This is a genomic window from Streptomyces hiroshimensis, assembly GCF_014650335.1.
Lineage (GTDB): Bacteria > Actinomycetota > Actinomycetes > Streptomycetales > Streptomycetaceae > Streptomyces > Streptomyces hiroshimensis.
Genome location: NZ_BMUT01000005.1, coordinates 78,182 through 91,655 on the forward strand (window position 1 = coordinate 78,182; position 13,474 = coordinate 91,655).

Consider the following 13,474-nt stretch of genomic DNA (forward strand, 5'->3'; position numbering starts at 1 on the left):
TCTGCGCATGGGGCCCCGGCGGTGTCACGGCGGCATGGGGCGCGGCCGGCTGCGCATGGGGCCCGGACGGTGCCACAGCGGCATGGGGCGCAGGAACGGGCCCGGTCTGCTGCCCGGACGCCGGCCGTGGGCCGGGCTTACCGAGTGCGACCCGCCGCTCCGGCGGAGCCCAGGGATCGGGTTCCCGCGGCTCGGACTGCTCATCGGCCCCGGCTGCCTTGTCAGACATAGCCCTCCCCAGTCGATACCCAGTCATGCTAAGGCCTGAGGACAACCGTCGCGTACGTCCCGCATACGATGAACGGCACCCGTCGACCGGCACCAGCCGACCGCGCCATGGAGGCACGCATGTCCGTACTCGACTCGTTCATCGCCGGGCTCCCGAAGGCGGAGCTCCATGTGCACCACGTCGGGTCGGCGTCCCCGCGCATCGTCGCCGAGCTGGCCGCCCGCCACCCGGATTCGCCCGTGCCCACCGACCCCGAGGCACTGGCCGACTTTTTCACCTTCCGCGACTTCGCCCACTTCATCGAGGTCTACCTCTCGGTGGTCGACCTGATCCGTGATGCCGAGGACGTGCGGCTGCTGACGTACGAGGTCGCGCGCGACATGGCGCGGCAGAACATCCGCTACGCCGAACTGACCGTCACCCCCTTCAGCTCGACCAGGCGGGGCATCCCGGACGCCGCCTTCGTGGAGGCGATCGAGGACGCCCGCAAGGCGGCCGAGAGCGAGCTGGGCGTCATGCTGCGCTGGTGCTTCGACATCCCCGGCGAGGCGGGGCTGGAAGCCGCGGAGGAGACCGCACGGATCGCCTGCGAGCTCAAGCCCGAGGGTCTGGTCTCCTTCGGGCTGGGCGGGCCGGAGATCGGCGTGCCCAGGCCCCAGTTCAAGCCGTATTTCGACCGGGCCATCGCCGAGGGCCTGCACAGCGTGCCCCATGCCGGTGAGACGACGGGTCCGCAGACCATCTGGGACGCCCTGGTCGACCTGCGCGCCGAGCGCATCGGCCACGGCACCAGCGCCCCGCAGGACCCGGCCCTGCTGGCCCACCTGGCGGAGCACCGCATCCCCCTGGAGGTCTGCCCGACGTCCAACCTCGCCACCCGCGCCGTGACCGACCTGGACCGCCACCCCATCAAGGAAATGGTCGCCGCGGGCGTCCTGGTCACCGTCAACAGCGACGACCCGCCCATGTTCGGCACCGATCTCAACCGGGAGTACGGCGTGGCCGCACGCCTCCTGGAGCTCGACGCAGCCGGCGTCGCCGACCTCGCCAAGAACGCCGTGGACGCGTCGTTCATGGACGCGACGGGCAAGAAGGTGCTCCGGGCGGAGATCGACGCGTACACCGCGGCCTGGCGGGGCTGACCTCGGCAGGCGCACACCGCGGCCACAATGGGGCCCATGGCCATCCCGAACTCCCCTGCCGTGGAAGCCCGCACCGTCACCGTCGTCGCCCACCGCGGCAATCCCTACCGGTTCCGGGAGAACACCCTCGCCTCGATCCGTTCGGCCCTGCAGGCCGGGGCGGGGGCGGTGGAGGTCGACGTCCGGCTGACGCGCGACGGTGTACCTGTACTGCTGCACGACGCGACACTCGAGCGCCTGTGGGGCCGTACGCGGGTCCTGGACTCGCTCTCGGCGGACGAACTGCGGGAGCTGACCGGCGGCGGCGTGCCCACCCTGCGTGAGGCCCTCCGGCTCGGCTCGGAGCAGTCCGGACCGCGGCTGTTCATCGATCTGCCGGACGCGTCGGCCGCCGAGGCCGCCGTCGCCGAGGTGCACGCGAGCGGAGCCGCGGAGCGCGTGTACTACTGCGGGGGTGCGACGTCGATGCTCGCCGTACGCCGCGCGGACCCGGCCGCGGAGACCGCCCTGACGTGGACGACGCTGATGCCGCCGCGCCAGGCCTTGCTCAGTGCCGTCGCCCCGCGCTGGCTGAACTACCGCTTCGGGCTGGTGAGCCCCGAACTGGTCGCCCGCAACCACTCCGACGGGCTTCTGGTCTCGGCCTGGACCGCGGACACCCGCTTCACGATGCGCCGGCTGCTGGCGGCCGGCGTGGACGCGATCACCACGAACCGGGTCGGCACGTTGCGGTCACTGCTGCGGGGCTGAGCGGGTACGGTCGGCAGGGGGCGTAGTACGGGGCGGGGCCGCCGCTGCGCGTGGGGCGGCGGGCTTGCGGCGCGCACGGGGCGGTCTCGTGGCGTGCCCCGTCAGAGCCCGACGATCTCGTTCCACTCCTTGGTGAAGCCCGGTCGTTCCTTCGCGGTCATGTCGCGCGCCGTCGCGAGGCGTTTGCGCATGTCGTCGCTCGGGAAGATGAGCGGGTTCCCGGCGAGCTCCACGAGTTCCTTGTCGGAGGACGAGGCGAGGACGTCCCGCGCGGCGGGGACGGGACAGACGTAGTTGACCGCGGCGGCGAGCTCGGCGGCCACCTCGGGCCGGTAGTAGTAGTCGACGAGCGCTTCGGCGTTGCGCTTGTGACGGGCGAGGTTGGGCACCATGAGGCTCTCGGCCCACAGCTCGGCGCCCTCCTCCGGGACCACGAACTCGATGTCGGGGTTGTCGGCCTGGAGCTGGATGACGTCGCCGGAGTACGCCTGGCAGGCCAGCACATCGCCGGACGACAGATCCTTGATGTAGTCGTTGCCGGTGAAGCGGCGGATGTGCCGCTTGCGCACGAGGCGGCGCAGCTGATCGGTCATGGTGTGGAAGTCGTCGGCGGTCCAGCGGGTGACGTCGGCGCCGTTGCCCTGCATGAGCAGCGAGTACGCCTCGTCCAGGCCGGCCAGCAGCGTGACCCTGCCGCGCAGGTCGTCCTTCCACAGGTCGGAGGTGTGCCGGATCTCCCGGCCGAGCTTCTTGCGGTTGTACGCGATGCCCGTGATGCCGGACTGCCAGGGGACGGTGTGCAGCCGGCCGGGGTCGAAGGAGGGCTTGCGCAGCAGCGGGTCGAGGTTGCGGTCGACGTTCGGCTGACGGGAGCGGTCCATCTCCTGGACCCAGCCCAGGCGCACGTAGCGGGAAGCCATCCAGTCACTGACGACGATGAGGTCCCTCCCGGTCTCCTGATGATTCATCAGGGCGGGGCTGACTTTGCCGAAGAACTCGTCGTTGTCGTTGATCTCTTCGGTGTACTTCACCGATATCCCGCTGCGCTTCTCGAACGCGTCGAGCGTGGGGCGCTTCTGCGGGTCGTCCTCATCGACGTCGATGTAGAGCGGCCAGTTGGCGAAGACGAGGCTCCTGTCGCGGCTGGAGCGGTCCTCCGCGGCCCGGTCGGCCGACTCGACGTACGCGGCGGGCACTCCGCACCCGGCGAGTGCGGCGGCCCCGGCGCCGGCGCCCAGCGCGCGCAGCAGGGTCCGGCGGGACAGGGGCTTCACGGGCTTCTCTCGCATTCCGGCAGCATGGCGGGGCGGATCTTCGCGGACAATGTACGGCCTGTCCGGGAGGCGACCGCACTTCCCGACACCCTGACGGCCCGGGAACGACCGGCCGTCGATGATACCGGGGAACGACGCACAGTGGCCCGCACCGGAAACGCCCGGTACGGGCCACTTCAGGGCTTCTGGCCGCCCCGTGCTGTGCGCGACGGCACGGGGCGCCGCTCATGGCCGCATGGGGCGGCCCGGCCCCATGCGGCATGGGGCAGATCCGCCCCCGGCACGAGGCGGCCCGGCTCCGTCAGCCCAGCGACGTCATGACGTGCTTGACGCGCGTGTAGTCCTCGAAGCCGTAGGCGGACAGGTCCTTGCCGTAGCCGGACTTCTTGAAGCCGCCGTGGGGCATCTCGGCGACCAGCGGGATGTGGGTGTTGATCCACACGCAGCCGAAGTCGAGCTTCTTGGACATCCGCATGGCGCGCCCGTGGTCCTTGGTCCACACCGAGGAGGCCAGGGCGTACTCGACACCGTTGGCGTACGCGACGGCCTGGTCCTCGTCCACGAAGGACTGGACCGTGATCACGGGGCCGAAGACCTCGTGCTGGATGATCTCGTCTTCCTGCTTGAGGCCGGAGACGACGGTCGGGGCGAAGAAGTAGCCCTTCTCCCCCACCCGGTGGCCGCCCGCCTCGAGCTTGGCGTGGCCGGGCAGCCGCTCGATGAAGCCGGCGACCTGCTTGAGCTGGTTGGCGTTGTTGAGCGGGCCGTAGAGGACGTCCTCGTCGTCCGGCTGCCCCGTCTTGGTCTCGGCGGCGGCCTTGGCGAGCGCGGTGACGAACTCGTCGTGGATCGACTCGTGGACGAGCACGCGGGTGGCGGCCGTACAGTCCTGGCCGGCGTTGAAGTAGCCCGCGACCGAGATGTCCTCGACGGCCTTGGCGATGTCGGCGTCGTCGAAGACGACGACGGGGGCCTTGCCGCCGAGCTCCAGGTGGACGCGCTTGAGGTCCTTGGAGGCGGACTCGGCGACCTGCATGCCGGCCCGCACGGAGCCGGTGATCGAGGCCATAGCCGGCACCGGGTGCTCGACCATGAGGCGGCCGGTCTCCCGGTCGCCGCAGATGACGTTGAAGACGCCCTTCGGGTGGCCGAGCTCCTCCAGCACGCCGCCGATGATCTCGGCGATGAGGACGGTGGAGGCGGGCGTGGTGTCGGAGGGCTTGAGGACGACGGTGTTGCCCGCGGCGAGCGCCGGGGCGAACTTCCACACCGCCATCATCATCGGGTAGTTCCACGGGGCGACCTGGGCGCAGACGCCGATCGGCTCGCGCCGGATGATCGAGGTCAGGCCCTCCATGTACTCGCCCGCGGAGCGGCCCTCGAGCATCCGCGCGGCGCCCGCGAAGAAGCGGATCTGGTCCACCATCGGGGGGACCTCTTCGCTGCGGGTGAGAGCCAGCGGCTTGCCGGTGTTCTCGGACTCCGCGGCGATCAGTTCCTCGGCGCGCGCCTCGAAGGCGTCGGCGATCTTGAGGAGGACCTTCTGGCGTTCTCCGGGTACGAGGTCGCGCCAGGCCGGGAAGGCGGCCTCGGCCGCGGCCATGGCGGCGTCCACGTCCGCGGCGCCCGACAGCGGGGCGGTGGCGTAGGCCTCGCCTGTGGCCGGATTGACCACCTCGGTGGTACGCCCGTCGGCGGCGTCCCGGAACTCCCCGTCGATGAAATTGCGAAGACGACGCAGCTCGGTGGTCATGGCTTGCCACCCCTCCTGTCAGATGTCCACTGGGTGAGACCGTCAGCCTAGTCAGTGAGCCCACGCTTTCGACATACCTCAGACCCATGAACAACGGAATCAGTTATTCCCTGGACCCTGGACAACGAATTTCATCGCCTGAGGGTTGCTTCACGGGCGAGACGCATGCACAGTGGAGCCGTGGCCACTCGTAGTCCAGACCCGAAGAGCGTGCACGGCACGCCGCCGATCGACGCAGTCTCCCTGGCGATCATCGAGCAGCTCCAGGAAGACGGCCGCCGCCCCTACGCGGCGATCGGCAAAGCCGTGGGGCTGTCCGAGGCAGCCGTACGGCAGCGTGTCCAGAAGCTGCTCGACCAGGGCGTCATGCAGATCGTCGCCGTCACCGACCCGCTCACCGTGGGCTTGCGGCGGCAGGCGATGGTCGGCATCAACGTCGAGGGCGACCTCGATCCCGTCGCCGACGCCCTGACCGCGATGGACGAGGTCGAGTACGTCGTCGTGACCGCAGGCTCCTTCGACCTCCTCATCGAGATCGTCTGCGAGGACGACGACCATCTCCTCGAAACGATCAACAAGCGCATCCGGACCCTGCCGGGCGTGCGCTCCACCGAGAGCTTCGTCTACCTCAAGCTCCGCAAGCAGACCTACACATGGGGAACCCGATAGCCGTGAGCAAGGACCTCTCCCAGACTGCGTACGACCACCTGTGGATGCACTTCACCCGCATGTCGTCGTACGAGAACGCCCCCGTGCCGACCATCGTGCGCGGCGAGGGCACCTACATCTTCGACGACAAGGGCAAGCGCTACCTGGACGGTCTCGCAGGGCTGTTCGTGGTCCAGGCTGGCCACGGGCGGGCCGAGCTGGCCGAGGCGGCCGCCAAGCAGGCGCAGGAGCTGGCGTTCTTCCCCGTGTGGAGCTACGCGCACCCCAAGGCGATCGAGCTCGCCGAGCGGCTCGCCCACCACGCGCCGGGCGACCTCAACAAGGTCTTCTTCACCACTGGCGGCGGAGAGGCCGTGGAGACCGCCTGGAAGCTCGCGAAGCAGTACCACAAGCTCACCGGCAACCCCACCAAGTACAAGGTGATATCCCGGGCCGTCGCCTACCACGGCACGCCCCAGGGCGCTCTGGCCATCACCGGCCTGCCGGCCCTCAAGGCCCCGTTCGAGCCGCTCGTCCCCGGCGCCTTCAAGGTACCCAACACCAACATCTACCGGGCCCCGATCCACGGCGACGACCCTGAGGCGTTCGGCCGCTGGGCCGCCGACCAGATCGAGCAGCAGATCCTCTTCGAAGGCCCCGACACGGTCGCGGCCGTCTTCCTGGAGCCGGTCCAGAACGCAGGCGGCTGCTTCCCGCCCCCGCCCGGGTACTTCCAGCGGGTACGCGAGATCTGTGATACGTACAACGTGCTGCTCGTCTCGGACGAGGTCATCTGCGCCTTCGGCCGCCTCGGCACGATGTTCGCGTGCGACAAGTTCGGCTACGTGCCCGACATCATCACCTGCGCCAAGGGCATGACGTCCGGCTACTCCCCCATCGGCGCGGCCGTCATCTCCGACCGGATCGCCGAGCCGTTCTTCAAGGGCAGCAACACCTTCCTGCACGGCTACACCTTCGGCGGCCACCCCGTCTCGGCGGCGGTCGCCCTCACCAACCTCGACATCTTCGAGCGCGAGGGCCTCAACCAGCACGTTCTGGACAACGAGGCGGCGTTCCACGCGACGCTCTCCAAGCTTCACGACCTGCCGATCGTGGGCGACGTGCGCGGCAACGGCTTCTTCTACGGCATCGAGCTGGTCAAGGACAAGGCCACCAAGGAGTCGTTCACGCCGGAGGAGTGCGAGCGCCTGCTCTACGGCTTCGTGTCCAAGAAGCTGTTCGAGAACGGCCTGTACTGCCGGGCGGACGACCGCGGCGACCCGGTCATCCAGGTCGCCCCTCCGCTGATCTCCGACCAGTCGACGTTCGACGAGATCGAGCAGATCGTCCGCGGCGTGCTCACGGAGGCCTGGACCAGGATCTGACCGGACCAGGGCGAGCCGCCCGCGCCGCCCGCGGCTCGCCCCTCCCGCCGTGGCCCCGCGCGACCCCCCACTCGTCACGCGCGCGTGGGCCACGGCTTCGCTGCACGCGCGCGTCGGCCTCGGGGCCCCATGCCAGTGACAGGGTGGGCCCCATGCCGGTGACGGGGCGGGCCCCATGCCGGCCACCCGGCGCACGCCGCGCACCCCTCGCATACGAGACGCACGCCCGTAGCACGCACACCACGCCCCACCGCGCACCCGGTCGCACACTCCGCCGCATTTGCGCTCCGACTCATATGCGACCCCTGGGGCATGAGGCCGACCGGAGGAAAGTGGGCCGTCCAGCGCCGAGCCTGGGCAAAGGCTAGGATCCCGGTTCCGTACGGTGCCAGTGACCCAATGGCCTCCGGTTCGTTCCCCCGGACAGGGGAACGGACCCTACAGCGACCCGAGGTGCTCGATATGGTGGCCCCGCCGGACAACGACGTGCTCTGGGCACGCGGCCTGCACTACGCCCACAGTGGTTCCCCCGCGCTCTCAGGGGTGTCCATCGGCGTACGCGAGGGAGAGATTCTCGCCATCACCGGGCCGCGCGGGTCCGGCAAGACCACGCTCCTCAAATGCCTGTCCGGACAGCTCCTTCCCACGCCCGGAGAGGTGTGGTTCAACAGCGCCCCCGTCCACACGCTCTCGCGCGCCGCCCGGGAGCGGCTGCGGCGGGAGCGGTTCGGCTGGATCGACAGCGAGCCGCACCTCGTACCGGAGCTGAGCGCGTGGGAGAACGCCGCCCTGCCGCTGCTGCTGCGCGGGGTCGGGCACCGGGCCGCCAAGCGCACGGCCGGTGAGTGGCTGGAGCGTCTGGACGTCGGCGACTGCCAACGCAAGCGTCCGGCCGCCCTGCTCCAGGCACAGCGCCAGCGGGTCGCCATCGCGCGGGCACTCGCCAGCGAACCCACCGTCCTCTTCGCCGACGAGCCGACGGCGCCCCTGCACAACGCCGACCGGGCGCAGGTGTTGCGCACGCTGACCACGGCGGCCCGCTCGCACCACATCACGGTCGTCATCGCCACGCTGGACGACGAGATCGCCACCCTGGCCGACCGTACGGTCTCCCTGGTCGACGGCCGCCGCGGCACCGCCATCCCGGTACCCGACGCGCCCGAGGGAGAGGGCAGGGCGGCGTGCTCAGTCTCCGCCTAGCGCGCGGCGCGCACCCGCTCGTCCTGCTCCGGCGGCTGCTGGTGGCAGCGGCCGCGGCGGGCGTGGGTTTCCTGCTGCTGTGCACTCTGGGGTACGCGGTGGCCCATCCGAAGTCGACGGGGCAGTCGCTCGTGCGGCTGGTCTGGTGCGCGGTGCCGCTGGCGGCCGTCGTGCAGTTCGCCGTGGCCGTGGCCCGTACGGACCCCGCCACGCGCCCCCGCGACGGCCTGGACGCGGCCGGGCTCGGCCCCGTGCGGCTCTCGGTCCTCGCGGCAGCCTCCACAGCGATCTCGTGCACGCTCGGCAGCGGCTTCGCCCTGCTGCTCTACAAGGTGCTCCGCGGTGACGTCGGTGGCCCACTGAGCGGTTCGGCGAGACGGCTGCTGGACGGGCAAGTGCACCTTCCGTGGGGCGCGACGCTGACCCTGCTCGGCCTCCTGCCGGCTCTCGCGGCCGGCGCCTGCGTCCTCGCACTGCACCCACGGCGGGAGGCCGCTGCCATGACGCAGCAGGCCGCCGCGGAGCCCCTGGAGGGCGCTGAGGAAGCCGAGAGCGCCGAGACACCGTCCGACGTTCCTCCGGCCCCGCCACCCGTCGTCCCCACGCCCAAACCCGCCTACGCCGGCCTCCCGTGGGGCATCGCGATCATCGCCGTCGGGCTCGCCCTGGAGGCGTATGTGGGGCACGGCCCCGCGCCCGACCCCAACAGGCTGATCTCGTTGCCCGGCCGGACGGACGGCGCCTCCCCCGGGGTGCTGGGCGGTTGGCTTCTGGCCTCCCTGGGGCTCGTGCTGGCCGGCCCCGGGCTGACCCACTGGTGCGGGGTTCTGCTCGCCGCCGGACGGCCCGGCGCGGTGCGGCTGCTGGCCGGCCGGATACTGCAGGACGCCGCCACCCGGATCGGCCGCCCTCTGGGCGTGTTGTGCGCGGTCGCCTCGGGCGCCCTGGCCGCCGCCGAACTCTACGGCGCGGCATGGGACTCTTCCGGGCCGCGCCCCTTCGGCCCCCTCACCGGCCTCGGCGCGGCGCTCGTGATGGCCTGTGTGACGGCCACGGCCATCACCGCCGCCCTGGACAGCCGGCAGAACCGGACCGGCACCACGGCGGCCCTGCAGCGTCTCGGCATCCCGGCATCCATGCTGCGTGGGGCGGCCATCCTGCGCACCGGCGTACTGCTGGCCGTTCTGACGCCTCTGACATGGGCGATCGCGGAGCTCGTGACGCTGCCCATGTCGCGGTGAATGCGTCGGGCGGGCCCGCGATACGGGCCCGCCGAACGGCTGCAACTCAACAGTTCTTGACCAGTTCTTGACTCAAGGCAACTTCGTCGCCGAATTGCGCGTCTGCTTGAGGAGCACGACGGATATCCGGCGAACGGAGCTATTGGTGATCATCGGCCTTGTGACGGCTGTCGCGGCCTCGGCCTGTTACGGCACAGGTTCGGTCCTGCAAGCCGTGGGCTCGCGGAAATCGGCCCGGCGGGAGGCCGCGAAGGCCTCCTCGACGGGCACCACCCAGCACGGTGGGCCGAGCCTGTCCTCCACCGCGAAGGCCGCGGTGACGTGGGAGTTCATGGTCGGTACGGTCCTCGACTTCCTCGGCTTCGGGCTCGGCGCGCTCGCCGCCCGCATGCTGCCGCTCTTCCTCTCCCAGACGGTCATCAGCGCCAACCTCGTCGTGACCGCGCTGCTGAGCATCAAGCTTCTGGGCATCCGGCTGACCAAGCCCGAGTGGGCGTCGATCGGTGTCGTCTGTTCGGCACTGGTGCTTCTGGCGACGGCCGCGGGCCACGAAGGCGGCGGCGACACGTCGATGTCCACCCACTGGTGGCTGCTGATCATCTCTGTGGTGCTGATGGGCGGTGGCACGGTGGCCGTCCGCCTGCTCGGCGCGCGGGCCGCGATCCTGGCCGGTCTGCTGTCCGGTCTGGGCTTCGGCGCGATCGGCGTAGGCGTACGCATCCTGAACGGCATCGACCCGTTCGACCTGCCGAAGCTGATCGCCGACCCGGCGCTCTACGCGATCCTGATATCGGGTGCGGTCGGCATGTACCTGCACACGGTGGCCCTGCAGATCGGTTCGGTCAACGGCGCCACGGCTGCGCTGGTGGTCGGCGAAACCATTCTCCCGGGCATCATCGGCGTCCTGTTGCTCGGCGACAACTCGCGCCCCGGCTTCGCCTGGGTCGCCGTTCTCGGCTTCGTCCTGGCGGTGGCAGGCGCCGTCGCGGTGGCCTGGTTCGGTGAGCCGGACACCCCCGTGGAGGCCGAATCCCAACCACAGGAACTCCAGCCGACCGCGGTCCGCTGACCGCCGCCTGAGCCCCGGCCGCCGCACCGGCAGCCGGGGCTCAGGCATGTCCGTCCCGAGGGACTCGCCGCCGCGGGGAGAGGCTCTGCTCAGCCCTTCCCGGTACCCGCATCGTCCAGCACCACGACATCCGCGACGTCGAAGGCGACTCCTACGCGGTCGCCGGCCGCAGGGGCCCCGTGCAGCCCGCATGCCGCCTCCAGCACGGGGCCGTCCGCGGGGCGCAGCATCAGCACCACGTGATCGCCCCGGAACGTCCGCCCGGTGACCGTGCACGGCAGGCCCTCCGTCTCGGGCACCAGCCGCACTCCGGCAGGTCGTACGAGGAGCCTGCACGCGCCCTGACGCGACCCCGACGGCACCGGGACCTTGCCCCACACGGTGTCGGCACACTCGCCGTCGACCGTCGCCTCGACGACATTGTCGAAGCCGAGGAAACGGGCCACGAACTCGGAGGCCGGGCGCCGCCAGACCTCCAGCGGCGTGCCGGCCTGGGCGATCCGGCCGTCACGCATCACGACCACACGGTCGGCAAGGGCGAACGCCTCACCCTGGTCATGAGTGACGGCCAGCACCGTGGTGCCCAGCCGGCCGAAGAGGTCGCGCAGTTCGACGACCAGGCGCTCCCGCAGGCCGCGGTCCAGCTGCCCGAGCGGCTCGTCCAGCATCAGCAACCGGGGCTGCGGCGCGAGGGCACGAGCGAGGGCCACTCGCTGCTGCTCGCCGCCGGACAGGGCGGCGATGGAGCGCCGCTGCGCGCCGGGAAGCCCCACCAGGTCCAGCAGCCCGGCAACCGTCCGTGCCGTCTCGGCCCGCCCCGTCCTGCGCATGCGCAGCCCGAAGGCGACGTTGCCCGCCACGTCCCGCTGCGGGAACAGCTGGTGGTCCTGGAACATAAGGCCCACCCCACGCCGGTGCGTGGGAACCCCGCTCTGGTCGCGGCCCGCAAGGAGCACGCGTCCGGCATCCGTGTGCTGCAGTCCGGCCACCACCCGCAGCAGCGTGGACTTACCGCTGCCGCTGGGGCCCAGCACGCAGACGATCTCGTGCTCGGCGACCTCCAGGTCCACCGCATCGAGCGCCGCGCGCTCACCGAAGCGGACGGCGACCTTCTCCAGTCGCAGCAGGGCCATCTAGAACTCTCCCGTACGGTCGGTGCGGATACGCTCCAGCACCAGCAGCGCCGCGGCGCACACCAGCATCAGGATCGTGCTCAGGGCCATCGCCTGTCCGTAGGTGAGCTCCCCGGGGCGGCCGAGGAGCCGGGCCACCGCCACCGGCAGCGTGGGGCTGTCGGGGCGGGCGATGAAGACCGTGGCCCCGAACTCGCCCAGCGACACGGCGAAAGCGAAGCCGGCCGCGACCCCCAGGGCACGGCCCACCAGGGGCAGGTCCACCTCCCGCCAGGCCCGCAGCGGGGAGGCCCCCAGCACGGCGGCAGCCTCGCGCAGCCGGACGTCCACGGCACGCAGGACCGGCAGCACGGTCCGTACGACGAACGGCACGCCCACGAGGGCCTGTGCGAGCGGCACCAGGATCCAGGACGTCCTCAGGTCCAGCGGTGGCTCGTCCAGGCTGATGAGAAAGCCGAAGCCGACGGTCACGGCGGACGTGCCGAGCGGCAGCATCAGCAACGCGTCGAAGCCGCGGACGAGCCGCCCCTCGCGCCGGGTCAGCGCCGCGGCCGCGAGCCCGCCGATGACGACGGCGATGGCCGTGGCCGCCAGGCCGTACGCGAGCGAGTTGCCGATGGCCTCAAGCGGGGCCACGACGAACGTGCCGCCGTTGCCGTCCGCGGAGGCCAGGGCGCGGTAGAAGGCCGGCCCGTAGCCGTCAGGGCCGTCGAAGGAGCGCAGTACGAGGACCACGAGCGGGGCGAGGATGAGCACGGCGATGACCGCCAGGACGGACGCCAGGAACGCCCACTGAGCCGCGCCCCGTGGGCGCCGCGCGGTGCGCGCCGGGTCGACCAGCCGCAGGGTCGCCTCACGCCGCCGCACCGTCCCGGCGTGCACGGCGAGCAGAACGGCGACGGCCACGAACTGCAGCAGGGTCAGGACGGCGGCCGTCGGCAGGTCGAGCATCTGGGCGGTCTGCTGATAGATCTCCACTTCCAGCGTGGCGTAGCGCGGACCGCCGAGGATCTGCACGACGCCGAAGGAGGTGAAGGTGAACAGGAAGACCATGAGGGCCGCGGCGGCCACGGCCGGCGCCAGCGCGGGCAGCGTGACGCGCCTCCAGGCCGCGAAGCGCCCCGCTCCCAGGACCCTGGCCGCTTCCTCCTGGCGCGGGTCGAGCTGGGCCCACAGACCGCCGACGGTGCGGACGACCACGGCGTAGTTGAAGAACACGTGCGCGATCAGGATCGCCCAGACCGTGGTGTCGAGGCGCACACCCCACAGCTCGTCCAGCAGCCCCCCGCGCCCGAGCAGCGCCAGGAAGGCCGAGCCGACGACGACGGTCGGCAGGACGAACGGCACGGTCACCACGGCACGCAGCATGCGCTTGCCGGGGAAGTCGAACCGCGCGAAGGCGTAGGCCCCGGGCAGGGCGAGGGCGAGCGTCAGGGCGGTGGAGGCGGCGGCCTGCCAGGTGGTGAACCACAGCACGTGGCCGATCGCCGGATCGGTCACGACCTCGCCGATGCGGCCGAACTGCCACTGCCCCTCGTCCTTCAGCCCCCGGGAGACGATCGCGGCGACGGGGTAGGCGAAGAAGACCGCGAAGAAGGCGAGCGGCAGGGCCATGAGGCCGAGCCGCACCGCTGTCCTCCGCCCGGCCCC

General features: G+C 71.2%; 11 protein-coding genes. 7 read left to right on the forward strand and 4 right to left on the reverse strand.

Annotation, left to right across the window (positions count from 1 at the left end):
• The first annotated feature begins 348 nt into the window (after positions 1–348).
• On the forward strand, positions 349–1,371 hold the full coding sequence (locus IE241_RS13305; RefSeq protein WP_190021928.1) for an adenosine deaminase: 1,023 nt from the start codon (positions 349–351) through the stop codon (positions 1,369–1,371).
• 36 nt (positions 1,372–1,407) lie between these two features.
• Positions 1,408–2,121: a glycerophosphodiester phosphodiesterase gene (locus IE241_RS13310; RefSeq protein WP_190021929.1), complete on the forward strand. Its 714-nt coding sequence runs from the start codon at positions 1,408–1,410 to the stop codon at positions 2,119–2,121.
• Positions 2,122–2,222: 101 nt separating this feature from the next.
• On the opposite strand, the gene IE241_RS13315 is transcribed toward IE241_RS13310, so the two are convergent.
• Together IE241_RS13315 and IE241_RS13320 are read right to left on the reverse strand one after the other, a co-directional pair.
• A complete protein-coding gene (locus IE241_RS13315; RefSeq protein ID WP_190021930.1) occupies positions 2,223–3,410 on the reverse strand; it encodes a polyamine ABC transporter substrate-binding protein in 1,188 nt (395 codons plus the stop codon).
• Positions 3,411–3,696: 286 nt separating this feature from the next.
• Entirely contained in the window at positions 3,697–5,148 is a 1,452-nt protein-coding gene (locus tag IE241_RS13320; protein WP_190021931.1) for a gamma-aminobutyraldehyde dehydrogenase, read from the reverse strand.
• A gap of 165 nt (positions 5,149–5,313) precedes the next feature.
• Between IE241_RS13320 and IE241_RS13325 the strand changes: the two genes are divergently transcribed.
• The 5 genes from IE241_RS13325 (at position 5,314) to IE241_RS13345 (ending at position 10,691) form a co-directional block, all read left to right on the forward strand.
• Positions 5,314–5,817, forward strand: a complete 504-nt coding sequence (locus tag IE241_RS13325) for an Lrp/AsnC family transcriptional regulator (protein WP_190021932.1) — start codon at positions 5,314–5,316, stop codon at positions 5,815–5,817.
• On the forward strand, positions 5,802–7,181 hold the full coding sequence (locus IE241_RS13330) for an aspartate aminotransferase family protein (protein WP_190021933.1): 1,380 nt from the start codon (positions 5,802–5,804) through the stop codon (positions 7,179–7,181). The genes IE241_RS13325 and IE241_RS13330 overlap by 16 nt, the downstream gene beginning before the upstream one ends.
• A 462-nt stretch (positions 7,182–7,643) precedes the next feature.
• On the forward strand, positions 7,644–8,381 hold the full coding sequence (locus IE241_RS13335; RefSeq protein ID WP_190021934.1) for an ABC transporter ATP-binding protein: 738 nt from the start codon (positions 7,644–7,646) through the stop codon (positions 8,379–8,381).
• Positions 8,363–9,622 carry a hypothetical protein gene (locus IE241_RS13340; protein WP_190021935.1) on the forward strand — a complete coding sequence of 420 codons (1,260 nt, stop codon included), beginning with the start codon at positions 8,363–8,365 and terminating at the stop codon, positions 9,620–9,622. Before IE241_RS13335 ends, IE241_RS13340 begins: the two co-directional genes overlap by 19 nt.
• 145 nt (positions 9,623–9,767) lie before the next feature.
• Positions 9,768–10,691, forward strand: coding sequence for a DMT family transporter (locus IE241_RS13345; RefSeq protein ID WP_190021936.1), 924 nt, complete (start codon positions 9,768–9,770; stop codon positions 10,689–10,691).
• Between the two features lie 89 nt (positions 10,692–10,780).
• Here the strand turns inward: IE241_RS13345 and IE241_RS13350 are convergent, their stop codons facing one another.
• Positions 10,781–11,824: an ABC transporter ATP-binding protein gene (locus tag IE241_RS13350; protein WP_190021937.1), complete on the reverse strand. Its 1,044-nt coding sequence runs from the start codon at positions 11,822–11,824 to the stop codon at positions 10,781–10,783.
• Complete coding sequence (locus IE241_RS13355; protein WP_229899259.1) at positions 11,825–13,438, reverse strand: ABC transporter permease; 1,614 nt, start codon at positions 13,436–13,438, stop codon at positions 11,825–11,827.
• Between the last annotated feature and the right edge of the window lie 36 nt (positions 13,439–13,474).